This window comes from Streptomyces sp. B93 (genome assembly GCF_018070565.1).
GTDB lineage: Bacteria > Actinomycetota > Actinomycetes > Streptomycetales > Streptomycetaceae > Streptomyces.
The window spans coordinates 24,508-50,967 of the sequence record NZ_JAGPXL010000037.1 but is presented as its reverse complement, the minus strand read 5'-3'; the positions used below and the strand labels follow the sequence as shown (position 1 = coordinate 50,967).

At 71.4% G+C, this 26,460-nt stretch carries 22 protein-coding genes; 10 read left to right on the top strand and 12 right to left on the bottom strand.

The window, feature by feature from the left end:
* Nucleotides 1–35: 35 nt before the first annotated feature.
* The gene (locus KBY47_RS27745) at nt 36–1,247 is read left to right on the top strand and encodes a pyridoxal phosphate-dependent aminotransferase (protein WP_210925653.1); all 1,212 of its coding nucleotides are present in this window, start codon (nt 36–38) and stop codon (nt 1,245–1,247) included.
* 78 nt (nt 1,248–1,325) lie between these two features.
* Nucleotides 1,326–1,748: a hypothetical protein gene (locus tag KBY47_RS27740; protein ID WP_210925652.1), complete on the top strand. Its 423-nt coding sequence runs from the start codon at nt 1,326–1,328 to the stop codon at nt 1,746–1,748.
* A gap of 512 nt (nt 1,749–2,260) precedes the next feature.
* Here KBY47_RS27740 and KBY47_RS27735 read toward each other — a convergent pair.
* Complete coding sequence (locus tag KBY47_RS27735) at nt 2,261–2,752, bottom strand: hypothetical protein (protein ID WP_247695344.1); 492 nt, start codon at nt 2,750–2,752, stop codon at nt 2,261–2,263.
* A gap of 287 nt (nt 2,753–3,039) precedes the next feature.
* A complete protein-coding gene (locus tag KBY47_RS27730) occupies nt 3,040–4,878 on the bottom strand; it encodes a phosphoenolpyruvate carboxykinase (GTP) (protein WP_210925650.1) in 1,839 nt (612 codons plus the stop codon).
* A gap of 350 nt (nt 4,879–5,228) precedes the next feature.
* Between KBY47_RS27730 and KBY47_RS27725 the strand changes: the two genes are divergently transcribed.
* Together KBY47_RS27725 and KBY47_RS27720 are read left to right on the top strand one after the other, a co-directional pair.
* Nucleotides 5,229–5,942 carry a hemolysin III family protein gene (locus KBY47_RS27725; RefSeq protein WP_210925648.1) on the top strand — a complete coding sequence of 238 codons (714 nt, stop codon included), beginning with the start codon at nt 5,229–5,231 and terminating at the stop codon, nt 5,940–5,942.
* Nucleotides 5,943–5,977: 35 nt separating this feature from the next.
* A complete protein-coding gene (locus KBY47_RS27720) occupies nt 5,978–6,709 on the top strand; it encodes a Mut7-C ubiquitin/RNAse domain-containing protein (protein WP_210925646.1) in 732 nt (243 codons plus the stop codon).
* Between the two features lie 61 nt (nt 6,710–6,770).
* On the opposite strand, the gene KBY47_RS27715 is transcribed toward KBY47_RS27720, so the two are convergent.
* The 5 genes from KBY47_RS27715 to KBY47_RS27695 form a co-directional block, all read right to left on the bottom strand.
* On the bottom strand, nt 6,771–9,155 hold the full coding sequence (locus KBY47_RS27715) for a galactose oxidase early set domain-containing protein (protein WP_210925644.1): 2,385 nt from the start codon (nt 9,153–9,155) through the stop codon (nt 6,771–6,773).
* Nucleotides 9,152–10,336 carry a glycosyltransferase family 2 protein gene (locus KBY47_RS27710; RefSeq protein ID WP_210925642.1) on the bottom strand — a complete coding sequence of 395 codons (1,185 nt, stop codon included), beginning with the start codon at nt 10,334–10,336 and terminating at the stop codon, nt 9,152–9,154. The genes KBY47_RS27715 and KBY47_RS27710 overlap by 4 nt, the downstream gene beginning before the upstream one ends.
* Nucleotides 10,333–11,982 (bottom strand): glycosyltransferase family 39 protein, encoded by a 1,650-nt coding sequence (locus KBY47_RS27705; RefSeq protein ID WP_210925635.1) that lies wholly within the window; start codon nt 11,980–11,982, stop codon nt 10,333–10,335. The genes KBY47_RS27710 and KBY47_RS27705 overlap by 4 nt, the downstream gene beginning before the upstream one ends.
* The gene (locus KBY47_RS27700; RefSeq protein WP_210925634.1) at nt 11,979–13,241 is read right to left on the bottom strand and encodes a glycosyltransferase; all 1,263 of its coding nucleotides are present in this window, start codon (nt 13,239–13,241) and stop codon (nt 11,979–11,981) included. The genes KBY47_RS27705 and KBY47_RS27700 overlap by 4 nt, the downstream gene beginning before the upstream one ends.
* Nucleotides 13,242–13,448: 207 nt before the next feature.
* Nucleotides 13,449–15,485, bottom strand: coding sequence for a thioredoxin domain-containing protein (locus KBY47_RS27695; RefSeq protein ID WP_210925631.1), 2,037 nt, complete (start codon nt 15,483–15,485; stop codon nt 13,449–13,451).
* A gap of 333 nt (nt 15,486–15,818) precedes the next feature.
* Here KBY47_RS27695 and KBY47_RS27690 point away from each other — a divergent pair, with 333 nt between their 5' ends.
* Nucleotides 15,819–19,025, top strand: a complete 3,207-nt coding sequence (locus KBY47_RS27690) for a tetratricopeptide repeat protein (RefSeq protein WP_210925629.1) — start codon at nt 15,819–15,821, stop codon at nt 19,023–19,025.
* 2 nt (nt 19,026–19,027) lie between these two features.
* Here KBY47_RS27690 and KBY47_RS27685 read toward each other — a convergent pair whose 3' ends face one another.
* Both KBY47_RS27685 and mca read right to left on the bottom strand, forming a co-directional pair.
* Nucleotides 19,028–19,267: a hypothetical protein gene (locus KBY47_RS27685; protein WP_210925627.1), complete on the bottom strand. Its 240-nt coding sequence runs from the start codon at nt 19,265–19,267 to the stop codon at nt 19,028–19,030.
* Nucleotides 19,260–20,141 carry a mycothiol conjugate amidase Mca gene (mca, locus tag KBY47_RS27680; RefSeq protein WP_210925624.1) on the bottom strand — a complete coding sequence of 294 codons (882 nt, stop codon included), beginning with the start codon at nt 20,139–20,141 and terminating at the stop codon, nt 19,260–19,262. Before mca ends, KBY47_RS27685 begins: the two co-directional genes overlap by 8 nt.
* Nucleotides 20,142–20,337: 196 nt before the next feature.
* Between mca and KBY47_RS27675 the strand changes: the two genes are divergently transcribed.
* Together KBY47_RS27675 and greA are read left to right on the top strand one after the other, a co-directional pair.
* Entirely contained in the window at nt 20,338–20,736 is a 399-nt protein-coding gene (locus KBY47_RS27675; protein ID WP_210925622.1) for a DUF4307 domain-containing protein, read from the top strand.
* Nucleotides 20,737–20,924: 188 nt separating this feature from the next.
* The gene (gene greA, locus KBY47_RS27670; RefSeq protein ID WP_210925620.1) at nt 20,925–21,425 is read left to right on the top strand and encodes a transcription elongation factor GreA; all 501 of its coding nucleotides are present in this window, start codon (nt 20,925–20,927) and stop codon (nt 21,423–21,425) included.
* A 95-nt stretch (nt 21,426–21,520) separates the two neighbouring features.
* On the opposite strand, the gene KBY47_RS27665 is transcribed toward greA, so the two are convergent.
* The 3 genes from KBY47_RS27665 to ilvA form a co-directional block, all read right to left on the bottom strand.
* Entirely contained in the window at nt 21,521–22,375 is an 855-nt protein-coding gene (locus KBY47_RS27665; RefSeq protein WP_210925617.1) for an ABC transporter permease, read from the bottom strand.
* Nucleotides 22,372–23,346, bottom strand: coding sequence for an ATP-binding cassette domain-containing protein (locus tag KBY47_RS27660; RefSeq protein ID WP_210925615.1), 975 nt, complete (start codon nt 23,344–23,346; stop codon nt 22,372–22,374). Before KBY47_RS27660 ends, KBY47_RS27665 begins: the two co-directional genes overlap by 4 nt.
* A gap of 217 nt (nt 23,347–23,563) precedes the next feature.
* Nucleotides 23,564–24,793 carry a threonine ammonia-lyase gene (gene ilvA / locus KBY47_RS27655; protein WP_210925613.1) on the bottom strand — a complete coding sequence of 410 codons (1,230 nt, stop codon included), beginning with the start codon at nt 24,791–24,793 and terminating at the stop codon, nt 23,564–23,566.
* A gap of 163 nt (nt 24,794–24,956) precedes the next feature.
* On the opposite strand from ilvA, the gene KBY47_RS27650 reads away from it, so the two are divergent.
* From KBY47_RS27650 to KBY47_RS27640, 3 genes are all read left to right on the top strand, one after another.
* Entirely contained in the window at nt 24,957–25,463 is a 507-nt protein-coding gene (locus KBY47_RS27650; RefSeq protein ID WP_210925685.1) for a MarR family winged helix-turn-helix transcriptional regulator, read from the top strand.
* Nucleotides 25,464–25,636: 173 nt separating this feature from the next.
* Nucleotides 25,637–26,146, top strand: a complete 510-nt coding sequence (locus KBY47_RS27645) for a sigma factor-like helix-turn-helix DNA-binding protein (protein WP_210925611.1) — start codon at nt 25,637–25,639, stop codon at nt 26,144–26,146.
* Entirely contained in the window at nt 26,143–26,391 is a 249-nt protein-coding gene (locus KBY47_RS27640) for a hypothetical protein (protein WP_210925609.1), read from the top strand. The genes KBY47_RS27645 and KBY47_RS27640 overlap by 4 nt, the downstream gene beginning before the upstream one ends.
* Nucleotides 26,392–26,460: the final 69 nt, after the last annotated feature.

The following is a 26,460-nucleotide window of genomic DNA, read 5'->3' as shown; positions in this document are numbered from 1 at the left end:
CCCATGGAGCGTTACCGGGCCGTAAGCTCCCAGACATGCAGGTGATCCAGTCGACCAAGCTCGCCAACGTCTGTTACGAGATCCGGGGCCCGGTGCTCGAGGAGGCGATGCGGCTGGAGGCTGCCGGTCACCGCATCCTCAAGCTGAACACGGGCAACCCGGCCGCGTTCGGTTTCGAGTGCCCGCCGGAGATCCTGGAGGACATCCTCCGCAACGTCTCCACGGCCCACGGCTACGGCGACGCGAAGGGCCTGCTGGCCGCGCGCCGGGCGGTGGTGATGCACAACCAGACCCTCGGCATCGAGACGGACGTCGAGCACGTCTTCATCGGCAACGGCGTCTCCGAGCTGATCACGATGGCGATGCAGGGCCTGCTGGACGACGGCGACGAGGTGCTGGTCCCGGCCCCGGACTACCCGCTGTGGACCGCGGCGGTGTCCCTGTCCGGCGGTACGGCGGTGCACTACCGCTGCGACGAGCAGGCGGACTGGACGCCGGACCTCGCGGACGTGGAGCGCAAGGTCACCGACCGCACCAAGGCGATCGTCATCATCAACCCGAACAACCCGACGGGCGCGGTGTACGACGAGGCGGTGCTCAAGGGGCTGACCGACATCGCCCGCCGCCACAACCTGCTGGTCTGCTCGGACGAGATCTACGACAAGATCCTCTACGACGACGCCGTGCACATCCCGACCGCGTCCGTGGCACCCGATCTGCTGACGCTCACCTTCAACGGCATGTCGAAGGCGTACCGGGTCGCCGGTTACCGGGTCGGCTGGATGGCGGTCTCCGGGCCGCGCGCGCACGCCGACTCCTACATCGAGGGTCTGACGATCCTGGCGAACATGCGGCTGTGCGCCAACATGCCGGGCCAGCACGGGGTGGCCGCCGCGCTCAGCGGACGGCAGTCGATCAACGACCTGGTGCTGCCGGGCGGGCGGCTGAAGGAACAGCTGGACGTGGCGTACGAGCTGCTGACGCGGATTCCCGGCGTGTCCTGCGTACGGCCGAAGGGGGCCCTGTACCTCTTCCCGCGCCTCGACCCCAAGGTCTTCAAGATCAAGGACGACCGGCGGATGGTCCTCGACCTGCTCCGCCGCGAGAAGATCATGGTGGTGCACGGCACCGGCTTCAACTGGCCGGAGCCCGACCACTTCCGGGTGGTGACCCTGCCGTCGGCCGGGGACCTGCGGGACGCGATGGGGCGGATCGGGAACTTCCTGGACGGCTACAGCCAGCCTTGAGCGGTTCTTTTTGAACGACACAACTTTAGACGAGATCTAATGTAGGATGGCTTCTGTCACTGCACAGGAGGCCATCCCATGTACGAACCGATCCGCGACAAGTCGGTCCACAGCACGATGGCCGGCCGCACCACCGACTTCCCCCACCGCTCCCGCGAGGAAGAGCTGGACATCCAGCTCGCGGGCCACCTCGCCGCCCTGCTCGGCGTCACCGACGAGCTGCGCGCCCTGGCCCCCTCCGCCGACCTGGACACCGCGGCCGAACGGCTCGCCGAGCAGGTCACCCGGCTGCGCGGAGGTGGTGCACCGGCCCGGCTGCCGCTGACCGCCGCCACCGGCGAGCAGCACCTCGCCGCCCTGCACCGGCGGGCGCACACCCTCGCCGGACGCGCCCTGGTCGTCGCCGCGTCCCGCGCCGACACCGCCGCCGCCATCCTCTCCGCCGAGCGCATGGACGCCCACGCCGCCGCCCTCGAACCCCGCGTGCTGGCGTCCCGCTGAGCCCACCGGGCTCCTCCCCCTGACGGCCCCGGTCCGCGTGCACCCGCAGCGACGCGCGGACCGGGCGCCACACACCACCGGCGCGCCGGGCGCACCCGCCCGGCGCCCGTTGCGTACCGGCCCCGGTAGAAGAATCGCAGGCATCGTCCTCGCGGTCGTGCTGATCGGCGGAGTGGTGGCAGCCGTCGTAGCGGGCCGGGACAACGGGGACCAGGGCACGGCAACGAAGACCGTGCGCGCGGTGATCGGCTCGGAGAAGGCGGACTTCCCTGCTCATGGCGGACGGCGTCGACGGCACCGACGACCTGACCGTCCGCTACCCGGACACCACCGTCAACAGCGACCACACCGTCGTACCGCTCACCGAGGACGGCCGCACCGTCGGCCGGCTCCTCTCCACCGACCCGGAGGGGGTGCACGCGGTGTCCCGCACGGTACGGCAGGACGTTCCCGAGGCCGTCGACGCGTTCGCCAGGAGTCGCACACGCGGTACCTGGAGGACCGTGGCGGGCTCAGCGGGTGACGTACACCGTCGCCGCCGCGGTGGACGGCTGGTGCGGGTCGTCGCCGGGCCAGCTGACCGTGTAGGTGGTGTCGCGGCGGGTGCGCGGCAGGTCGTCGATGGTGAAGGTGCCGTCCGCGGCGACCGTCACCGACGACAGCGTGCCCGAGCCGAGCCGGTCGGTCCGCTCCACCTCAGCGTCGCCCGCTCGGGGAGCGCCTTGCCCTGCGCGGTGAACGTGCCGGTGATGTGCGTGCACGCCGCCCGACAGGGACGCCTCCGCCGGGGCGGTGAGCGCGATCGAGGTGGGCGCCTTGCCGACGGTCACCGTGTGGGTGAGGTCGGTGGCGGGTCGGTGCGTGAGGTCGCCGAGGAAGGACACCGTGTAGGTGGCCTCGCCGACCAGGTCTGGCTCGTCGAGGACGGTGAAGGTGCCGTCGGACCTGACGGTGGCGGGGCCCAGGTCGTGGCTGCCGCCCGCGTCCGTCCGGGTCGCCGTCACCTTCAGCGTCCCGGCGGGGACGGGCCCGTCGGACTCCAGCTGTGTTGGGCCCCGTAGGACGCGACGAGACCCGTGTGTCACCCATGCAACAGGGGTGAAGATCCTGTGATCAAGGGGGCACACCGTCGGGGGCGGCGGCAGCACGCCCCGCACGCCGTTGTGCGGGGCATCGGTTCGTGACATGTGTGCCGCCGCCCGCGGCCGACCGTGACGATCGCTGGTCAGGGCTCCCATCGAGGGGCCGGCCGCGGGGGTTCTCGGGGGTGGGCGTCAGCCCGCGTGGGGCCTCAGCCCAGGCGCTGGACCAGGGCGCGGTACTCGTCCCACAGCTCCTTGGGCGTGTGGTCGCCGAAGGTGTTGAGGTGCTCGGGGACCAGGGCGGCCTCCTCGCGCCACACGTCCTTGTCGACGGTGAGCAGGAAGTCCAGGTCGCTGTCGGACAGTTCGAGGCCGTCGGTGTCCAGGGCGCCCTTGGCGGGCAGGACGCCGATCGGCGTCTCCACGCCCTCGGCCCTGCCCTCCAGTCGCTCCACGATCCACTTCAGGACGCGGCCGTTCTCACCGAAGCCGGGCCAGACGAACTTGCCCTCGTCGTTCTTGCGGAACCAGTTGACGTAGTAGATCTTCGGCAGCTTGGACTGGTCCTTGCCCTTGGCCACGTCGACCCAGTGGCCCATGTAGTCGCCCATGTTGTAGCCGCAGAACGGCAGCATGGCGAAGGGGTCGCGGCGCAGCTCACCGACCTTGCCCTCGGCGGCGGCGGTCTTCTCGGAGGCCACGTTGGCGCCGAGGAAGACGCCGTGGTTCCAGTCGAAGGACTCCGTGACGAGGGGTACGGCGGTGGCGCGGCGCCCGCCGAAGAGGATCGCCGAGATCGGCACGCCCCTCGGGTCCTCCCACTCCGGCGCGATGATCGGGCACTGCGCGGCGGGGACGGTGAAGCGGGCGTTGGGGTGCGCGGCGGGCGTCCCGGACTCGGGGGTCCAGTCGTTGCCCTTCCAGTCGGTGAGGTGGGCCGGGGGCTCCTCGGTCATGCCCTCCCACCACACGTCGCCGTCGTCGGTGAGGGCGACGTTGGTGAAGACGGCGTTGCCCCACAGCGTCTTCATCGCGTTGGCGTTGGTGTGCTCACCGGTGCCGGGCGCGACGCCGAAGAAACCGGCCTCGGGGTTGATGGCGTACAGGCGGCCGTCCTCGCCGAAGCGCATCCAGGCGATGTCGTCGCCGATGGTCTCCACGGTCCAGCCGGAGATCGTGGGCTCCAGCATGGCGAGGTTGGTCTTCCCGCAGGCGGAGGGGAAGGCGGCGGCGACGTACTTGGGCTCAACCCGGCTGGAAGCAAAGGGGGGCGGGGTGAGCTTGAGGATCAGCATGTGCTCGGCGAGCCAGCCCTCGTCGCGGGCCATGACGGAGGCGATGCGCAGGGCGTAGCACTTCTTGCCGAGCAGGGCGTTGCCGCCGTAACCGGAGCCGTAGGACCAGATCTCGCGGGTCTCCGGGAAGTGGGAGATGTACTTGGTCTGGTTGCAGGGCCAGGGGACGTCCTGCTGGCCGGGCTCCAGGGGGGCGCCGAGGGAGTGCACGGCGCGCACGAAGAAGCCCTGGTCTCCCAGCTCGTCCAGGACGGGCCGCCCCATGCGGGTCATGGTGCGCATGGAGACGGCGACGTAGGCGGAGTCGGTGATCTCGACGCCGATCGCGGACAGCGGCGAGCCGAGCGGGCCCATGCAGAAGGGCACGACGTACATGGTGCGGCCCCGCATCGAGCCGCGGAACAGGCCCTTGTTCCCGCTGAAGATCTCCCGCATCTCGGCGGGGTCCTTCCAGTGGTTGGTGGGACCGGCGTCGGCCTCCTTCTCGGAGCAGATGAAGGTCCGGTCCTCCACGCGGGCCACGTCCGTGGGGTCGGAGGCCGCGTAGTAGGAGTTGGGGCGCTTGATCGGGTCGAGTTCGCGGAAGGTGCCCGCCTCGACGAGCTGCCCGCACAGCCGCTCGTACTCGGCCTCGGATCCGTCACACCAGACCACGTCGTCCGGCTGGGTCAGTTCGGCGATCTCGTTGACCCACGAGATCAGTTCCTGGTGGTTGGTGGGGATGACGGGGGGAGCCGCGATATCGCGCGCCACGATCGCTCCTAGGTGAGGGTTTGTCGTGAGGGATATGTCGTTGTCTGCCCCGTAGGGGCCGCGACCCGGACGCTGCGCGGGGCGGGATTCCCGTGCGTGCGCTCATCCGGTGCCGACCGCACTCATATGATCATGCGATGCGAGTGCCCATCTGTCCAGAGGGCCTCACAACTGAGCGACGTGACCATCACCACGTATGAAATGTCACTTTACGTGCACATTGCGTTCAGCCAACTGATTCTTTACGCCACCCGGGGGGCGCTCCCCGGACCCCAACTGGCATGAGACGATGGCCACTACCGGCCACGGACTGATCCGTAACTTACGGTTCCGTAGGTACGATGCGACCCATGACTGCGTCCGTCCCCGACGCGCCCGTGGACACGCCGGCCGCCGGCCGCGTCTCCGCGGCGCTCTCCCTGCCGCACCCGATCAAGCCCAAGCTCCGGGGCTGGCTGCACCTGGGCATGTTCCCCGCCGTCCTCGTCGCGGGCCTGGTGCTCACCGCCCTCGCCGACTCCCCGCGCGGCCGAGTGGCCTGCGGGATCTACGCCCTGACCGCCTGCCTGCTGTTCGGCGTCAGCGCGCTCTACCACCGGGGCAACTGGTCCCCGCGCATGGACGGCCTCCTGCGCAGGCTGGACCACGCCAACATCTTCCTGATCATCGCGGGCACCTACACGCCCCTGACGATCCTGCTGCTGCCCGAAGCCAAGGGGCAGTGGCTGCTGTGGGGCATCTGGGCCGCCGCCCTCGCCGGGATACTGTTCCGCGTCTTCTGGGTCGGCGCCCCCCGCTGGCTCTACACCCCCTGCTACATCGCCATGGGCTGGGCGGCCGTCTTCTACCTCCCCGACTTCATGCGCGCGGGCGGCATCGCCGTCCTCGTCCTCGTCATCGTCGGCGGCGTCCTCTACAGCGCGGGCGGGGTCATCTACGGCATCAAGCGCCCCAACCCCTCCCCCCGCTGGTTCGGCTTCCACGAGGTCTTCCACTCCTTCACGCTGGCGGCGTTCATCGCGCACTACGTGGGGATCTCGCTGGTCGCGTACCAGCACGCGTAGGACCGGGCGGCGGGCGACCTGACATCCTGGGCCTCGTGAACGGACCCGAGATCCACGTCGACTTCGCCGCCGAACTCCATGTCTTCCTGCCCGCCGCCCGGCGGGCCGGACGCACCCCGGTCGTCACCGACGGCGTGTCCACGCTCGGGCACGTCGTGGAGTCCCTGGGCGTGCCGCTCACCGAGGTCGGTGAGCTGCTGGTGGACGGGGAGGCGGTGGCCACCGGGCACGTCCCGGTGGGCGGGGAGGCCGTGAGCGTGCGGGCCGTGCCCCGGCCACAGGTGGTCGCGGGGGCCCCGCTGCGGTTCCTGCTCGACGTCCACCTCGGCACGTTGGCGCGGCGGCTGCGGCTGCTCGGCGTGGACACGGCGTACGAGTCGACGGACATCGGCGATCCGGCGCTGGCCACCCGCTCCGCGGCCGAGAAACGGGTGATGCTCAGCCGCGACCGGGGGCTGCTGCGCCGCCGTGAGCTGTGGGCGGGGGCGTTCGTGTACAGCACGCGGCCCGACGAACAGCTCCAGGACGTGCTGGACCGGTTCGCGCCCGAGCTGCGGCCGTGGACGCGGTGCACGGCCTGCAACGGGGTGCTGCGTACGGCGACGAAGGACGAGGTCGCGGACCAGTTGAAGGGCGGGACGCGGCGGTCGTACGACGTGTTCGCGCGGTGTGGTGAGTGTGGGCGGGCGTACTGGAAGGGCGCGCACCACGATCAGCTGGAAGCGATCGTGGAGCGCGCCCTTGCGTTGCGTTCGGAGCGCCGTTGAGGGTTGCGGTTTGTGGGCGACTGCGGGGCCGTTGTGGCTTGTCGCGCAGTTCCCCGCGCCCCTACAGGGCGTCTTGCTTGCCGCACGCCGTTCCGTCGCCGTTGCGGTCCAGTTCTAGGGGGTCGTCCGTGCCGTTGAGCTTCAAGGGGCCGTAGTCGTTCGCCCGCAGCCATGCGCAGCGGGCCTTGGCCGTCGCCTTCACCGTGGGTGGGAAGGCCGTCGGGACGCAGACGTTGGCGGAGCCGTAGTGGCGGTCGCAGCCGGAGATCGTCGGGGCGACCGGGTGTGCGGCGCGTTTCCTGCCGGGTCCAGTGACCTTCCCCTCGGGCGCGTCCGCGAAGGCGTGGACGTGGGCGGAGGCGAGCGCCCGCGGCCCCTGGAGGTGCACCCACTCGGCCACCGACGGCACCCCGTTGGCGTCGACCGCGAAGAGCATGTACCAGCCGGGCGGCGCCAGGTTGGGGTTGCTCGTCACGTTGAGGTCGACGTTGTTGCCGTCCACCGACAGGGGCAGGTCGACGAAGCGCTGGTTGGGGTCGGAGGAGTGGGTGACGGCGGCCGGGCGGATCAGCTCGGCCTTGGCGATCGGGCGGTCGACGGTGATGCGCTGGGTGTCGCCGTAGGTCCACTCGGTGTCGATGACCGAGGTGATCGTCGGCCGGTCGCCCCTGTAGAGGTAGGGCGGGGTGTAGACGGACACGTCGTGGTTCCAGCTGCCGTTGCCCGGGTTGTCGCCGGTGGCCATGACCCGGCCGTCGGGGAGCAGGAACGCCGAGGAGTGGTAGCCGCGGGCCTCGGGGTCGGCGGCGACGGGGTCGAAGGTCTCCGTGCCGGGGTCGAAGATCGACGTCTCGTACACCGGGTCGGCCCGGTTGTGCAGCGCGCCGCCGGTCTCCAGCACCTTGCCGTCGGGCAGCAGCACCGCGGAGACGTACATCTTGCCCTGGTCACCGGTCTGCGGGACGGGCCCGTTGCCGAGGTCGACGGTGCCCTGCGGGATCGGCGGTCCCGCCACGTACTGCGGGCTGGCCGCCTTCAGGTCGATGATGTCGGTGAGGCGGTTCGCGTCCGGGTTGGAGTCGATGTTGCCGCCGCCGAGGGTGAGGACCCTCTGGTCCTGCGCCGGGGGCAGCAGCACGGACGCGGACTGGTCCCGCTCGTCCTTGTTCCGCAGTCCGGGCACCTCGGTGACCGTGTTGGCGTCGTAGTCGTAGATCGCCGATCCGGTGCCGGGGATGTTGTTGCCGAAGACATGGCTGCCGGAGTAGAAGAGGCGGCCGTCCTGCATCAGGATCATCGACGGGTACAGGCCCCAGTAGGACCAGGTCTGGTTGACCTTCCACAGCGGCTGCCACTGCTGCTCGGCCTCGGAGAACACCTCCGCGGTGACCGAGCCGGTGGAGTCCTCCTTCAGTCCGCCGAAGGAGATCACGTCACCGTTGCCGAGGATGGTCGCCGACGGGTACCAGTGGCCGTCGTTCATGTCGTTGGTCCTGGTGTACGTCTCGGTCTCCGGGTCGAAGACGTAGGAGTCCTTGTACCCCTGGTAGCCGATGGTGCCGTCCGCCGACGGATAGCCCTTGTTGCCGCTCATCACCAGCACCCGCCCGTCCTGGAGCTGGACGTGCCCGGCGCAGAACATGTCGTCGGGCGTGGGGATGACCCGGTAGGAGCCGTCGGCCGGGTCGTAGACCGCCGAGGTGAAGGTACCGGCCTCGAACATCTCCTCGCTGTTGCCGGAACCCGCGATCAGCAGCACCTTGCCGTTGTGCAGCACGACGGAGTGCATGGAGCGGACCGGGTTCCGCACCGGCAGCACGTCCCACGACCCGTCGGCGCACTGGACGGCGGTGCCGGTGCAGTCGGGCGGCGGGGTGACGTCGGGGACCTGCTCCATCGTGTAGTCGTCGGTGGTCGCCGAGCCGGTGCCGTACACCGACACGCCCCAGGAGATCCGGTCGGTGCCCGCCGGGACCTCGGGGGTGCGCACGGTCGCCTCGGTCCAGTCGGCGGCCATGTCGAGGGTCTTCAGGTCGGTCCAGTACTGCCAGCCCGCGGTGGTGTCGTGCCGGAAGAGCGTGATGTTGGCGTCCGGGGTGGTCGTCTTGTACCAGAGCGAGAGGTCGTACTGCCTGCCCGTGCTCACCGGCGGCGCGCACTGCGCGGACTCGGTGATCAGCGCCTTGCGGTCGCCGTCGACGCGCCGGGTCAGCGTGACCTTCATGGCCTTGGAGCCGGAGTGCGCGTCGGCGACCGTCTCGAAGCCGAAGTCGTTGTCGCCCCAGCCCGACTTGGACCAGCAGTACGGCATGTCGCCGGTCCCGGCGGTCTCGAAGCCGGGGTTGGCGATGAGGTTGGCCGCGGACGCGGGGTGGGGTGCGGTCAGGAGGAGGCCGGCGGTGAGCGCGCCCACCCCCAGCAGCGCTGTTCTCTTCCTGTGCCTCATGCGGCTCTCCCTTTCTTGCGTAGCGGTCTGCGCGGCAGGTAGACGAGCGCCTCGGTCCCGACGAAGCGCAGGACGAAGGTCATCACCAGCGCGAGCGCGGTGGCGGACAGCGCGTCCATGCCGGACCGGCCGACCAGCAGCGCGATCAGCGGGATGCGCAGCAGCAGATCGGCGTTGGCGAGCAGCGCGAACCGGCCGAGCCGGTCCCACCAGCGGCGGAACAGCCGTCGGTCGCGGAACAGCAGGTGCTCGATGAGCAGGAAGTTCCAGGCGACGCCGAGCTGGTTGGCGAGGATCTCGGCGGGCACGTAGTGCATCCCGGCGTGGGTCAGCGCCCACAGGGCGAGCAGGTTGGGCACGAACCCGCTGACGCCGATCAGCCCGAAGACGGCCATCCGCGCGAGCGGCGAGGCGGTGCGCAGTCCGACCAGGTGGCGCAGGAACCTCAGGCCCTCCCGCGCGCTCGACTTGGACTCCCCGGCGAACCGTTCCTGGAAGACGAAGGGGACCTCGCTGACCTGCCGGGGCCGGCTGCGCACCGCGAGTTCGAGGAGGATCTTGTAGCCGAGGGGCTTGAGGACCTCCGCGGTGACGGCGCTGCGGCGGATGGCGAAGAAGCCGCTCATCGGGTCGCTGATGCCGTGCAGCCTACGCGGGAAGAGGGACTTGGTGAGCCAGGTCGCCGCCCGGGACACGGCCACGCGGTAGCTGCCCGCGAGCCCGGCGCGGCTGCCGCCCGTGATGTAGCGGGAGGCGACGACGAGCCCGGCGCCCGCCCGCTCGCCGGTGGCGACGAGGTCGGGGACGAGGGAGGGCGGGTGCTGGCAGTCGCCGTCCATGACGACGATCCACTCCGACCCGGCGACCGCCATCCCCTCGACGACCGCGCCGCCGAGGCCCCCGACGGGTTCCTCCCGGTGCAGCACGGCCACCGGGAAGGGGCAGTCCTTCGCCGCCTCCTCGATGACGTGCGGGGTGTCGTCGGTGGAGTCGTCGACGAAGAGGACCTCGCAGGGCAGCCGGGAGGGCACCGACTCGGTGATCTGGTGGAGCAGCCGCCGTACGTTGGCGGACTCGTTGAACGTCGGTACGACGATGGTGACGGCGCCGGGTTCGGCCACCTCGGCCGCGATGGCGGCCGGGTCGCCCAACTCGCCGGGGACGGTGGACTCCTGGCTCATCGGGCGCCTCCCGCGGCGGTGTCGAGCCGCCGGATCTCGATACGGTCCTCGCCCGTGCCGAAGACGGCGACCGGCGTCGAGTGCTCCATGGCGGCCCGGACGATCGGCAGGTCGGCCGCGTCCCGGCGGACCGTCGGCGAGGCGACCACGTAGTCCAGGTCCCGCCAGCCGCGCGGCATGGTCTCCTTCACCGACGGGTCGAGGTCGGCCTTGTAGAACCAGATGACGCCGTCCCCGGCCCGGTACCCGGAGTGCACCAGGTCCAGCCAGAGCGCGTCGTCGACGAGGACCCGGGCCTCCCGCGGCTCGGCCACCTCGCTGCCGAGCCACTTCGCGGCGGCCCGGTAGGGCGCGTTGGCGTCGGCGGTGACGGCGGTGCGGTCACCCTCGTACCAGCGCGGTACGACGTAGGCGCCCGCGCCGATCGCGAGCACAGCGGCGAGGGCGTACCGGCCGCCGACCGTCCAGCGCCGTTCGCCGGGGCGGCGGCCCCGGCGCAGCACGGCGTGGGCCACGGAGGCGGTGCCGCCCGCGAGGACGAGGGCGAGGAACGGCAGCGCCTGGATGACGTACATGGCGGGCAGGTAGCCGTCGGGCCGGAGTGCCAGCGCGGCGAAGACCGCGACGGCGAGGGCGGGTCCGGCGAGGGCGCGGGCGGTGACCGACCAGCGCCACACGGCGAGCAGCAGCAGGGCTCCGGCGAGTCCGCCGAGCGGCAGGACACGGTCGTAGTAGAGCCACGACTGGAAGACGCCGTGGGAGCCGGAGCCCTCGTCGAGGATGAAGCCCGAACCGGGTCTGGTCATCTGGTACCTGACGCCCTCCCAGAGGGAGACGTGCCCGCTGCCCGGGAGGAGTTCGCCCTTGAGCAGGGCGAAGAGGGGGTACGACAGGCCGATCAGGGCGCAGGCGGTGACGGCGCCGGTGACGGCGAACTTGCGGGTGTCGCGGTGGCTGTGCCGCCACATGGTGACCAGCAGCGCCGGGAGGACGACCAGCATGGTCTCCTTGGTGAGCACGGCGGTCGCGGCGGCGACGCCCGCGCCGAAGTGGTGCCACAGATGGCGGCTGGGCGAGGCGGCCAGGCAGAACGCCAGCAGCGTCCACATCACGGCGAGGTTGTCGAGGAAGATCTCCCGCTGGAGGACGACGGAGAGCGGGGAGAGCCCGAACAGGGCCATGGCGAGGCCGGCGGCCCAGCGGGGCAGTGCTAGTCGGCGGGCGAGGACGTAGAGGAGGACCGCGCTGACGGCGCTGACCAGCAGCATCACCACGCGCATGGTGCCGACGGTCATCGACTCGGGGCTGAGCCAGGCGGGTATCCAGGTGAGCAGGGCCAGCTGGATCCAGCCGAGCGGCGGGTGGTCGTACCAGTAGGTGTAGTGGGCGAGGCCCGCGCCCCGCTGGACGGCCCAGGCCTGGGCGAGGTAGGTGCCCTCGTCGTCGCTGAGGGTGGGGTAGGCGGCGATGTTCCAGCCCTGTACGAGCATGACCGCCACGAGCAGCAGGCCGCACAGGAGCAGGTCGGGGCGGGAGGAACGCAGCCGTCGGGGCGGTGTCGGGCGCTCGGCCGGGCGTGTTTCGGGCGCGGCTGTCCGCCACGCGGGGACCTTGACACCGGTCGCCGCGGGAAGGGTGGAGGTCACGCGGGAACGTCCTCTCGGGTCACATGGGCGAGGTGTGCGCCGACGTGGCTGGTCAGCTCCCAGTCGTTGCGGCCGCGCTGCTCGCGCCAGACCGCGCGGACCGCGGCTCCGGCGAGCAGCACCTGGTAGAACGGGCCGCCGACGACGAGCTTGAGGTAGTGGACGAAGCGGACGCGCAGGCCGTACTGCCGGCCGAAGTCATGGAGCCCGACCACCTCGAAGACGAAGGTGACCAGGGCGGTGACGGCCGGCAGGAAGGTGATGAAGGCGATGCCGACGGGGACGTCGAGGAAGAGCGCGATCACCACGTTGAGCGGGATGACGACACCGGTGAAGGCCTGCATGAACGGGGTCATCAGGGTGTAGCGGGCGAGCAGTCGCTGCCCGAGGGTGGGCAGTTGGCGCCAGTCCTTCTTCCGGTAGACCTGGAGGAAGCCCTGGTTCCAGCGGGTGCGCTGCTTGAGCAGCGACAGCAGCGAGCCCGGGGTCTCCTCGCGGGTGACCATGTCGGAGTCGTAGGCGACGACGACCTTCTTGCCGGTACTGGACAGGCGGACGCCCAGGTCGCAGTCCTCGGCGAGGCAGTCGGGGTCCCAGCCGTCCGCCGCCCTGAGGACGTCGGTGCGGACGAAGACGGTGTTGCCGCCGAGCGGGATGAACCCTTTCTGCGCGTGCAGGTGCAGCCGGGAGCGGAACCAGAAGAAGTACTCCAGGCAGTTGCGCAGGCTGTACCAGCTGGAGTGGAAGTTGATCAGCTGGACGCCGCCCTGGACCACGTCCGCGCCGGTGGTGCGGAAGGCGTGGTCGACATGGGCGAGCAGTTCGGGGTGGACCTGGTCCTCGGCGTCGAAGACCCCGACGACGTCGCCGCGGCAGTGCGGCAGCGCCGTGTTCATGGCCCTGGGCTTGTTCTTCTTCTCGTGGGTGTCGACGACGACCCGCACCCGCGGGTCACGGCCGGCGGCCCGTTCGGCGACCGCGGTCGTCTCCGGGTCGTCGTGGCCGACGATGACGATGATCTCGAAGTCGGTGTGGCTGGACTCCAGCAGCCGCTGGATGGTGTGGTCCAGCACGGCCTGTTCGTGCCGTGCCGGGAGCAGCAGCGAGAACGACACGTGTGCGGCGCCGTCCGGACTGCTGAACCGGGTGGAGGCCAGCACCTCGGGCGTGCGCCACGCGTGCATCTGCCACCACAGGGTGAAGGCCGCCATCCAGAACAGGGCGAGCGAAACGGCAGCGACGAAGACGGACGTCAGCAAAAAGATCCCCCCAGATCTTCACAATCCCCCCAAGCGCGACGAAAGGCCCCAACCTGTCGCGCCACTGTGCAGAGATTAGGGGGGAAGTGTGAAACGCGGGAGGTATCTCGATGAAAACCATGTTTCGCAACAGGATGACTGCAAACGGCATCTATCCGGACGCCCGCCCGATCCGGACATCCGGAACGAATCGCTCCAGCCGTCTGATCAGCGGTTCAGCGTGCCCCTCAGCCGTTCCGGATCGGTCGTCGGGGCGTCACAGGTGAAATGACGGCAGACGTACGCCGTCGGCTCACCGCCGCTGAGCGGCCGGTCGGCGAGCAGCGGGAACTCGTCACTGCCGACGGTCCCGTACGCCACCACCGCGCCCGGCGCGGTGCCCAGCAGGGCCGTGCGGTGCAGCGCCCGGGTGCCCGGGTCGTCCAGCGCCGGTCCCACGACGGCGACCTCGCGCGGCCCGTCGAGCAGCGCCTCCGCGACCGCCAGCCCCCACCCGATGAACCTCGGCACCCGCGGCCCGAGCGCCTTCACCACGGCGAGCGCCCGTTCGGCGGCGGCGCGATGGGGTTCGACGCCGGTCTGGGCGGCGTAGCCCAGCAGGGCGCCCGCCGCCGCGGTCCAGCCGGACGGCACGGCGTTGTCGGTGGGGTCCTGCGGGCGCCGGATCAGCCGCTCGGCGTCGGCGGCGGTGTCGTACAGCGCGCCGGACTCCTCGTCGGTGAAGCGGGCCAGCACATGGTCGAGCAGGAAACCGGCGAACTCCAGCCAGACGCCCTCCCCGGTGACCGAGGCCAGCGCCAGGAACCCCTCGGCGACATCCGCGTAGTCCTCCAGCACGCCCGCGTTGGCCCCGGCCCGGCCGTCCTTGCTGGTGCGGGTGAGCCGGGCGGCGTCGTCCAGGTGCAGCCGGACCAGCAGGTCGGCGGCGGCCACCGCGGCCTCCACCAGGTCAGGGCGGTCGAAGTAGGCGCCGGTCTCGGCGAGCGCGGCGATGGCGAGGCCGTTCCAGGCGGCGACGACCTTGTCGTCCCGGCCTGGGGCGGGCCGCGCCGAGCGCGCCTCGAACAGCCGCCGCCTGATGGAGTCGATCCGCTGGGCGTCCACGACGACGCCCTCGCGCTGCGGGAGTAGCAGCACGGACGCGCCCTCCTCGAAGGTGCCCTCCTCGGTCACGCCGTAGTGCTGGGCGGCGAGTTCGGCGTCGGAGTCGCCGAGCACCTCCCGCAGCTGCGCGGGCGTCCAGACGTAGTACGCGCCCTCCACGTGCCTGCCCGTGCCGTCGTCGCTGTCGGCGTCCAGCGCGGAGGCGAACCCGCCCTGCTCGGTGCGGAGTTCGCGGACCATGAAGTCGGCGGTCTCCAGGGCGACCCGGCGCGCGAGTGCGGAGCCCGTGGACCGCCACAGGTGGGCGTAGACGCGGCACAGCAGCGCGTTGTCGTAGAGCATCTTCTCGAAGTGCGGCACGGTCCAGTCGCGGTCCACGGAGTACCGCGCGAAACCGCCGCCGAGCTGGTCGTAGATCCCGCCCCGGGCCATCCGCTCACAGGTGTCCTGCGCCATCTGCAAGGCACCCTCGGCCCCGGTCCGCGCGTGGTGCCGCAGCAGGAACTCCACCACCATCGACGGCGGGAACTTCGGCGCCCCGCCGAACCCGCCGCGCTGCGGGTCGTACTCCCGGGTCAGCCCGAGCAGCGCCTGCGCCAGCTCCTCCTCGCCGGGCACCCCGCTGCCGCCGAAGGACACCTCCCGCCCGGCGAGGTCCCGGACGATCTTCCCGGCCACGTCGGTGACCTCGTCGCGCCGGTCCGTCCACGCCTGGTGGACGCCCTGGAGCACCTGCCGGAAGGACGGCATCCCGTGCCGGGGGGCGGGCGGGAAGTAAGTGCCGAAGTAGAACGGCTCGGCGTCCGGGGTGAGGAACACCGTCATGGGCCAGCCGCCCTGCCCGGTGGCCGCCTGCACCGCCTCCATGTACACCGCGTCGACGTCCGGCCGCTCCTCCCGGTCGACCTTGACGCTCACGAAGTGGTCGTTCATGACCTCGGCGGTGGCCCGGTCCTCGAAGGACTCGTGGGCCATCACATGGCACCAGTGGCAGCTGGAGTACCCGACGCTGAGCAGCACCGGCACGTCCCGCCGCCGCGCCTCCGCGAAGGCCTCGTCGGACCAGGGCCACCAGTCGACCGGGTTCTCCGCGTGCTGGAGCAGATACGGCGAGGTCTCGTGCGCGAGTCGGTTCGGCATGGGGTCCATCCTGCCGCAGTACCCCACCGGACGCCGGTGGCACGTCGGCGGGCTCCCTGGGAGATCACCCCCGGCACGGGCCCCTTCCCCACGGTCACCCCCTGCGAGGACGCCCGGATACTCCTGACCGTCCCGGTCCGCGACGGCGACGTGTCCGACGGCCGAGCCGAACCGCTGCCGTCCACCCGGGCCGGACTCGACCGGACGCCGGGCCCGTGCCGGCCGGGAACCTCACACGCAACACAGCCGGATGATCCGGCCCCCTCCCCATGTCGGCCCCTCCGCAGCACACTTGATGACCAAGGACAGTGATCCGCCGGAGGGGGACACGACATGCGGGACGCGCACCGGGCGGAGGCCGAGCGGCTGCTGCGGCGGGCCGTGGAGGAGGAGGTGCGGCGCTCGGGCGGCCGTACCGACGGACAGGTGCTGCTGACCCGGGCGCGCGGCGCGCTGGACGCGATGGCCGAGACCGCGGCGGAGGAGTACGCCGCCTACACCCACGCCCTCGACGAGTCCGAGGCCGGACGGCTCACCTTCGCCCAGCGGTACGCCCGTGAGGGCGCCGGGACCCCGCTGCTGGTGGCGGGCGTGGCGGGGCTCGCCGCCGTCGTCGCCGACCTGGCGCTCGGTACCGGCGCCGGCACCGCCCTCGGCGCCGGGGTGACCGTCGGCGTCGCCGGGGCCGCGGCGACGGTCGTCAAGGTCGCCGGGGCGCACCTGCCCGCCGCCCACCACCGCGCCGGGGCCGCCGGACAGCCGGGCGGGCCCGAGCAGCTGCGGCTCCAGTGGCTGACCGCGCTGGAGGTACGCGGCATCCGGCCGTTCCTCGACCAGCAGCGGGTGCTGGCCGCGTCCACCGGGCCGGTCGGGAAGAAGTCGGGGCCGCAGCTGCGCGGCGCCGACAAGAGCGCCAAGGCCCGCGGCCGGAGCGTACTGGAGCAGTCGTTCGCCCAACTCCCCGACCCCGTCGGCCCGTTCGCGGGGCGGCGCGCCGAACTGGGCCGCATCCGGCAGTGGGTGCAGGCCGCCCGCGCCAGCACCCGGACCCGGCCCACCGTGGTCGTCCTGCACGGGGCGCCCGGCAGCGGCCGTACGACCCTCGCCGTACGGGCCGCCCATGATCTGCGCGACCAGTTCCGCGGCGCCTGCGTCGTCGACCTGCGCGGCGACAGCCCCCAGGAGCCGCCGCTGCCCACCCGCGACGCCCTGCTGCACCTGCTGAACCGGCTCGGCGCCTCCCGCGAACAACTCCTGTTCCGGGAGCGGTCGTCCCCCGACCAGCAGGTCAAACGCCTCAGCGAGCTGTACCACCAGCACCTGACCGGCGTACCCGTCACCGTCGTCCTCGACGACGCCGCCGACCCCGAGCAGATCCGCACCCTCGTCCCGGAGCGCTCCGACAGCCTCGTCCTGGTGACCGCCCGCGAGCCCCTGGAACTCCCCGCCGACCTGCCCGCCTGGGTGCACCACCTGCCCGTGGAGCCGCTGGACGCGGCGGGCGCCGAGGAACTGCTGGACGCCGCAGCGCAGGACACCGCCGGGCCCTACGACGCCGAATCCGCCGACCACGTCCGGGAGCTGTGCGGCGGGCTGCCGCTGGCGCTGCGCGTCGCCGGGTCCTCCCTCGGCCCCCGCTCACCCCGGCAGCTCGCCACCGACCTCGGCGCCTACGGCCCCGTCCAGCCCGTCGAACGGGCCCTGTGGCTGCGCTACACCGACCAGCCCGAGCCCGCCCGGCGGCTGCTGCGGCGCCTGGCCCTCGCCGGACGCGCCTCGCTGGGCGCGGCGGCCGCCGCCTCCCTCCTCGCCACCGACGAGGCCGACGCCACCCGGCACCTCGTCGCCCTCTCCCGCGCCGGGCTCATCGACCACGTCCGCGGCGACCGCTACCGCCTCCACGACCTGGTGCGCGCCTTCGCCCACGCCCGCCTCCTCGACGAGGAGGACCCCGCCGAACGCGCCGCCGCGCAGGAACGCCTCATCGTCAACTACGCCGACCTCGCCGACTCCGTGCTCCGGCTCGTCGACGGCAACATGTCCACCCGCTCCGACCGCTTCGGCCCGCACGGCTTCACCTCCCTCGACGAGGCCCTGCGCTGGCTCGACGACGAGTCCAGCTTCATCACCGCCACCCTGCGGCACGCCGAGGGCGTCGACCAGGGCGCGGTGCTCAACCTGCTGGGCGCGCTGTGCGACTACTGCCTGCTGCGCGGCGACCTCTACCGGCTCGGCGAGATCAGCGAACTCGCCCAGGCCGTCGACCAGGGGCTCCTGATCCGCTCCGTGCAGTGGCGCACCGGCATCGCCGCCCGCCAGCTCGGCGAACTCGACAAGGCCCGCACCACGCTGACCTCGGTCGTCGACCTCTACCGGGAGGCCCACCACGACGCGGGCGCCGCCCGCGCCCTGTGCTCCCTCGGCATCACCCTGCACCACCAGGGCAACCTCACCGAGGCCGCCGCCAAGCTCCGCGAGGCCCTCGACCTCCAGGCCTCCCCCGCCCTCGCCACCGACCGGGCCTGGACCATGCACGCCCTCGCCGCCGTCGAACGCGACCGCGCCCACCTCGCCGAAGCCCTCGACCTGCTCACCCGCTCCCTGGAACTGCACCGCGCGGGCGAGTCCCTGCACGGCCAGGCCTGGGCCCACTTCCAGCTCGGCCAGCTCTGCCTGCGCCTCGGCGACGTGCCGCGCGCCGAGGCGGAGCTGCGCAGCGCCCTTGACCGCTACGGCCGCACCCGCGACGCCCGCGGCGAGGCCTGGGCCCTGACCCAGCTGGCGCGGGCCCGCCTGGTCGCCGGGGACGCCACCGACGCGGTGAGCGAACTGCGCCGCGCCGCCGCCCGGCACCGCGACAACGAGGACGCCCGCGGCGAGGCCTGGACCCTGTACTACCTCGGGCAGGCGCTGGAGGAGACCGGCGATCTGGAGCAGGCCGTCCGGGACCTGGAGCGGGCCCGCACGATGTTCTCCCGGATGCGGGACGTCTACGGTCTGGCCTGCGCCCGGCACCACTCGGCCCGGGTCACCCGCGACCAGCGCGCCGCCCAGACCGGCTCGCTGCGCAACTCAGGGTTCGCCCGGCAGCTCCTCGTCGACGCCCGCGCCGACTTCCAGCGCATCGGCGTCGCCCACGGCGAGGCCTGGACCTGCCTGGAGCTGGCCGTCGTCGACGCGGGCAACGCCCGCGCCCAGCAGGCCCTCACCCTGTGCGACGAGGCGGCCGGACTGTTCGCCTCCTACGGCGACCGGCGCGGGGAGGACTGGGCGCGCTTCCTGCGCTGCACCCTGCTGCCGTACGCCGCCCCCGGCGGGGTGGAGGTCGGCACGGCGGTGGCGCAGGAGGAGCTGGCCCAGCTGTCCCGGGCGGGGCACCCGGCGCGGGACGAGAAGCTCGACGACTTCGTCGGCGCCTACGAGCTGCTGCTGGAGCGGGGCATCAGCCTGGAGGCGGGATGGCAGGCATGGCGGCTCGGCATGGTGCCCAGCCGCCACGCCCGCGAGGTGATGGGGGTCGCGGTACCGGCGACGCCGTGAGGTCAGCCCTTGCCGGGCCGCGGGGCTCCGGAGTCGGACGCGGCGCCGTCCGGCTCCGGGGCCTCCTTGAAGTCGACCCTGCCCATGTGCCGGTTCATGGACTTCATCAGGGCCCACACGGCCAGGGCCATCACCGCGAACACGATGAAGCCGAGGACGCCGGGCGTCACCTTGTCCTCGTCGAGTTCCTTGGCGAGGGTCGCGACGTGTGTCAGTGCCAGGCTTGCGCTCATGTCAGGCATTGTCGCGGATGCCCGCGAAGAGGTCGTCCTCGGGGAGGGAGGTCTCCACGAGCGACTTCGCCAGCTCGTACTCCTCCGTCGGCCAGACCTCCTTCTGGAGCTCCATCGGCACGCGGAACCAGCCACCGTCCGGGTCGATCTGCGTACGGTGCGCGATCAGCGCCTTGTCACGGATCTCGAAGAAGTCGGCGCACGGGACGTGCGTGGTCAGCGTCCGCTCGGCCCGCTGGAACTCGTCCCAGCGCTTGAGCCAGTCCCCGTACGGCGACTCCAGCCCGCGGTCCAGCATCGCCTGGTGCAGCGCCTCGGTGCGCGGACGGTTGAAGCCCTGGTTGTAGTAGACCTTCAGCGGCTGGTACGCCGGTCCGTACTCGTCCTCCGGGTACTTCTCCGTGTCCGCCGCGCCCTCGAACGCCACCATCGTGATCTTGTGGGTCATGATGTGGTCGGGGTGCGGGTACCCGCCGTTCTCGTCGTAAGTGGTGATCACCTGGGGGCGGAAGGCGCGGATCTTGCGCACCAGTTCCCCGGCCGCGTGGTCGACGTCCTCCAGGGCGAAGCAGCCCTCCGGCAACGGCGGCAGCGGGTCGCCCTCGGGAAGGCCCGAGTCGACGAAGCCGAGCCACTCCTGCTTCACCCCGAGGATCTCCCGGGCCTCGTCCATCTCCTTCTTGCGGACCTCGTGGATGTGCTCCTCGATGTACTTGTCGCCCTGGAGCTTGGGGTTGAGGATGGATCCGCGTTCCCCGCCCGTGCAGGTCACGACCAGCACGTCCACCCCCTCGGACACGTACTTCGCCATGGTGGCCGCGCCCTTGCTCGACTCGTCGTCGGGGTGGGCGTGCACGGCCATCAGTCGCAGCTGGTCAGTCAAGACTCAATCCTCAGTCGGTCGGCGCCCTGTGTGCGGCGGCGCAACGGAATCCAATAGGTGCCGCCCCGCAGGGGCGTCCTTGAGGGGCGGCGGTCGGGTGACGGGCGGGCCTTCTATAGTGACGGAATCGGAGTGTGAATAATTCCGCCCCCGGGCCCGTTGAACGGTCTCGGAGACGACCGGGAGGACGACGATCATGAGCACGGCGAGCACGCGCCTGCCCGAGGGCCGCTACGGCCGTTCCTCGGACGAACGTGCCAACCGCACGCTCAAGGTCGTCGGCGCCGTCCTGGGCGCCGTACTCGTCGCCGTGATCGGCTACTTCGCCTACCACTACATCGGCGGGAACAGGGTCAGCGGCCAGGTCATCAGCTTCGATCTGGCGGACGACGCCGTGAAGGTGCGCCTCCAGATCGAGAAGGACGCCGACGTCTCCGGCTACTGCACCGTCCGCTCCCAGGCCGAGGACGGGGCCGAGGTGGGCCGGGCCGACTTCCGCTTCGGCGGTGACGCCACCACCGTCACCCAGGTGGTCACCCTCCGCACCACGGCGCCGGGCTCCACGGCCGAGCTGGTCGGCTGCCACGCCGACTGAGCCTCCGGGCCGCTCCGGGTGTCATCCGGAATACGTAGGCGCTGACCTGCGTTGACATGACTTTAGTGAGTTATGTCCTCCCCCTTCCGCCCCCGAATTGTTAGGCTCGTGGTTTCGCCCACTCCTGAAGGAACATTCTTCTGGGTAGGGCGATGCTTTGTATTCCCAGTACCGACGAGGAGCACCCTGTGACCCAGACCAGCGAGAACGTCACCTGGCTGACCCAGGAGGCGTACAACAAGCTCAAGGACGAGCTTGAGTACCTTACTGGTCCTGCGCGCACGGAGATCGCCGCCAAGATCGCGGCCGCGCGCGAGGAGGGCGACCTGCGTGAGAACGGCGGGTACCACGCGGCCAAGGAGGAGCAGGGCAAGCAGGAGCTCCGCGTGCGCCAGCTGACCCAGCTCCTTGAGAACGCGCAGGTCGGCGAGGCACCCGCCTCCGCTGACGGCGCCGTCGCGCCGGGCATGGTCGTCACGATCGCCTTCGACGGTGACGAGGACGACACGCTGACCTTCCTGCTCGCCTCGCGCGAGTACGCCAGCGGCGACATCGAGACCTACTCGCCGCAGTCCCCGCTCGGCACCGGCGTCATCGGCCACAAGGTCGGCGAGGACGCGGAGTACGAGCTGCCGAACGGCAAGAAGGCCTCGGTGCGCATCCTGAAGGCGGAGCCCTACAGCGCCTGACCGCCGATCCCGCAGGACCTCGGCACGCCCCCGGCATCCCTGGATGCCGGGGGCGTCGCCGTGTCCGGAGTGCGGGATCCGGAGGCCGGGCCGGGTCAGGCGGTCGCCGAGCGGTACTTGCGCACCGCCAGCGTCCGGAAGACCGCGAGGATCAGCAGCGACCACAGGAAGGACGCCAGCACCGGGTGCTGCATGGGCCAGGCGTCCGGCACCGGATAGCCCGCCGGGAGGTTGCCGAACAGCTCACGACAGGCCTGCACCGTGGCGCTGAACGGGTTCCAGTTGGCGATGGTCTGGAGGAACGTCGGCATGTTCTCCGCCGGCACGAAGGCGTTCGAGATGAACGTCAGCGGGAACAGCCAGATCAGACCGCCGGAGGTGGCCGCCTCGGGTGTGCGCACGGACAGGCCGATCAGGGCGCCGATCCAGGAGAACGCGTACCCGAGCAGGAGCAGCAGACCGAACCCGGCGAGCACCTTGCCGAAGTTCTCATGGGTGCGCCAGCCGACCAGGACGGCGACCACCGCGAGGACTATCAGGGTCAGCGCCGTCTGCACCAGGTCGGCGAGGGTACGGCCGGTAAGGACCGCGCCGCGCGCCATGGGCAGGGAACGGAACCGGTCGATCAGGCCCTTGTGCATGTCGTCGGCGATGCCCGCGCCCGCTCCGGCGGTGGCGAAGGTGACGGTCTGGGCGAAGATGCCCGCCATCAGGAACTCGCGGTAGCCGGAGGCGCTGAGGCCGGCGCCCGGGACGTTGATCGAGCCGCCGAACACATAGCTGAACAGCACCACGAACATGATGGGCTGGATGAGCCCGAAGATGACCATCTCCGGGATCCGGGACATCCGGATCAGATTGCGCTTGGCGACGACCAGTGAGTCGCGCACGGACTGGCTGAGCGGGTTCGACGGCGCGGCGACCCGCACGGTGTCGGTGACGGCACTCACCTGACGGCCTCCTTCTCGTTCTCATCTTTGGCCTCGGCCACATGGCCCGTCAGCGACAGGAACACGTCGTCGAGGGTGGGGCGGCGCAGGCCGATGTCGTCGATCTCGATGCCCCGGGAGTCCAGCTCGCGGATGACCTCGGCGAGCAGCTTGGCGCCGCCGGTGACGGGCACGGTGAGCTTGCGGGTGTGCTCCTCGACGCTGGTGTCCCCCTTGCCGAAGCCGCGCAACACCTCCTCCGCGGTCGCGATGTGTTCGCGCTCGTGCACCACGACCTCCACGCGCTCGCCGCCGGTGCGGGCCTTGAGCTGGTCGGAGGTGCCGCGGGCGATCACCTTTCCGTGATCGACGACCGCGATGTCGTGCGCGAGGTGGTCGGCCTCCTCCAGGTACTGCGTGGTCAGCAGCAGCGTCGTACCGCCGGAGACCAGTTGCTTGATGACCTCCCACAGCTGCTGGCGGTTGCGCGGGTCGAGGCCGGTCGTCGGCTCGTCCATGAACATCACCGGCGGGGAGACGACCAGCGCCGCCGCCAGGTCGAGGCGGCGGCGCATGCCCCCGGAGTAGGTCTTGGCCGGACGGTCGGCGGCGTCCGCGAGGTTGAACTGCTCCAGCAGCTCGGCGGCGCGGGCCTTCGCGTCCTTGGGCCGCATCTGGTAGAGCTGCCCGACCATCTGGAGGTTCTCCCGGCCGGTCAGGTACTCGTCCACCGCGGCGAACTGGCCGGACAGGCCGATCGAGCGCCGCACCTCGTTGGGGTGCTTCAGCACGTCGAGTCCGGCGACCACGGCTCGGCCGCTGTCGGGGCGTAGCAGCGTGGTCAGGCAGCGGACCGTGGTGGTCTTGCCCGCGCCGTTCGGTCCGAGCAGGCCGAGGACCGTGCCCTCCGGGACGTCGAGGTCGACGCCGTCGAGAGCCCTTACGTCGCCGAAGGTCTTGACCAGGCCTTCGGCGTAGATGGCGCCTGGCATATAGGTCTCCACGTCATTGGGTTGTTGTCGTGTTCGGTCGTGTTCGAGGGGGTGGCTTCGAAATTGATTCGAAAAGCCTGGGGATCTGTGCTTCGATCCGCCCGGCGGAAAGGGCGGTCCAGTGGTGCGCCAAGCGGTGTGCGCGACCACCACCGTATCGCGATGTATCGCGTCTCTCAATGCAATTAGCTCGAACGGGTGGACCAGAGCTTGAGGATCAGTCGATGACCAGGTAACCCGCGTCGCGCAGGGCGGCACCGACCTCGGCGCAGTGGGCCGGACCCTTCGTCTCCAGGTGCAGTTCCACCTCCGCCTCCGTGAGCCCGAGCCGTGGATCGGTCCGTACGTGACTCACATCGAGGACGTTAGCGTCCACCACTGACAACACCCCGAGAAGCGTCGCGAGGGCACCCGGCCGGTCCGTCAGCCGCAGCCGTACGGCCAGGTAGCGGCCCTGCGCCGCCATGCCGTGCCGCAGCACCCGCTGCATCAGCACCGGATCGACGTTGCCGCCGGACAGCACCGCCACCACCGGACCCTCGAACGCGGCCGGCTCGCTCAGCAGCGCCGCCACCGGGCTCGCCCCCGCCGGTTCCACCACCAGCTTGGCCCGCTCCAGACAGAGCAGCAGCGCCGTCGACAGTTCGTCCTCGGTGACCGTGCGGACCTCGTCCACCAGCTCGCCGACGATACGGAACGGCACGTCGCCCGGCCGCCCCACCTTGATCCCGTCGGCCATCGTCGCCGGGCGCTCGATGGCCACCGGCCGCCCCGCGGCCAGCGAGGGCGGGTACGCCGCCGCGCCCTCCGCCTGCACCCCGACGATCCGCACGTCCGGCCGCAGCGCCTTCACCGCCACCGCGATCCCCGCCGCCAGACCACCGCCGCCGACCCCCACCAGGATCGTGCGCACCTCCGGGCACTGCTCCAGGATCTCCAGGCCGACCGTGCCCTGCCCCGCGATGATGTCCGGGTGGTCGAAGGGGTGGATGAACACCGCACCCGTCCGCGCCGCGTACTCCTGCGCCGCCGCCAGCGTCTCGTCGACCACCTGGCCGTGCAGCCGCACCTCGGCGCCGTACTCCCGGGTGGCGCTGATCTTCGGCAGCGGGGCGCCCTTCGGCATGAACACCGTCGACCGCACCCCGAGCAGCGCGGACGCCAGGGCCACGCCCTGCGCGTGGTTGCCCGCGCTCGCCGCGACCACCCCGGCGGCCCGCTCCTCCGGCAGCAGCCCCGCGATCCGCACGTACGCGCCGCGCAGCTTGAACGAACCCGTCCGCTGGAGGTTCTCGCACTTGAAGTGCACCGGCGCGCCGACCAGCTGCGTCAGATGCCTGCTGCCCTCCATCGCGGTCACCCGCGCCACACCCGTGAGCATCTTCTGCGCGCCCCGCACGTCGTCCAGGGTGACGGGCGGCACGGGAGTGGACTTGCGGTAGTTCATGCCTCAAGTCTCGCAGTTCACACGCGCCGACGACCGCTGTGACCAACCACCGAGACCGGTTTTGGCGGCGCAGCTACGGGCCGCCTTCCAGCCGCGTAACCTGTCCCCCAACCCAAGCACCCGGCAATGAAGTGAGCCCCCCGCCATGCCCACAACACCTGAAATGTCGATGGACATGACGACCGTCGGTGACACCGGTCTTCTCGACACGCTCCAGCACGAGGTGGCGGTGTTCGCCCGCCGTGCCGAGCAGACCCGGCTCGGCGGCGTCGGACAGGTGCGCAACTCCATGGACCGCGCCGCGTACCTGCTGCTCAACCGGCTCGACAAGGAGGGGCCGATGGGTGTCAAGGCGCTCGCCGCGAGCATGGGCATCGACTCCTCGACGGTCACCCGGCAGGTGGCTCCACTCGTCGACACCGGCCTGGTCAAGCGCACCTCGCACCCCGAGGACGGGCGCGCGGTCGTCCTCCAGCTGTCCCCGCGCGGGCACTCCCGGCTGGAGGAAGTGCGCTCCTCGCGGCGTCAGTTGATGGCCGAGCTGACCCACGAGTGGGCGCCGGAGGAGCGCGAGGCGTTCTGCACCCTCCTCACCCGCTTCAACCAGTCCCTCTCCGCCCGGATGAGTGCCCAGGGCATGCCGGTGGCGGAGCAGTCGACGCCGTCCTGACGCCTCCGGCCGGGTGACGCGGGGCCCGGTGCCCGCACGCCGGTGGTGCGCGGCTCTTGACCGAAAGGGCACCCCTGCCCTCAGATGAGACCGGGTCCTGGTCCCCTCGTACGCGGGTTCGTACGCCGTGTCGTCGTCCTGGCCGGGGCCCGTGTCCTCATGGGGGAGGCACGGTGCGAGAACGGCGAGCGTCCCGGGGAGCCAACCGCCGGGACGGCGAGTTCGAGGCCTTCGTCGCCGGTGCGGCGGGCCGGCTGCTGCATGCCGCCACCCTGCTCACCGCCGAGCCCCCGGACGACAACCCGCGCGCGCGGCGCCTGCTGACCCTGGCCCTCGCCCACACCTACGCCCGCTGGGACGGGGTGCGCTGCGAGGATCCCTACGAACGCACCCGCAGCCTCCTGGTCACCCGGTTCGCGCACGCGGCCTGGCACCACCACGGCGGACTGCGGCGGGCCCGGCCCGACCCGCGCCGCCCGCTGGTCCACCTCTCGCCGCAGGAGCGGCTGGTCGTCGTCCTCAGGTTGTACGAGGCCGTCGCCGAGAAGCAGACGGCGGCCCTGCTCGGGCTGCCCCTCGAACGCGTCCGCACGCTCTGCGACCGGGCGACGGCCCTGCTGCTGCACCCGCCCCGGGACCCGGCACCGGCCGTGGTCGGCGGCGCGAAGGTGGCGGCGTCATGAGCCGCGCCGACCGCGAGGCGGCCGCCCGCCGGATCATGGTCGGCACGCCGCCGAGGACGGCGCCCGAGCTGTACCCCGACGCCGTGCGCCGCGGCACCCGCATCCTGCGCCGCCGCCGTACCACCCGGCGTCTGCTGTGGCTGCTGCTGTGCGCGGCGGTGCTGGCGTTCACCGTGTGGGCGCTGGTGGCCGAACCCTGGACACGACAGCCCTCGGAGACGACACCGACGCTGACGGACTGGTGACACGGACCGCCCTCGTCCGAGCGAGTGGGCCGTGGTCATCTTCGTCGGCGACCACGGCCCACCGGCTGC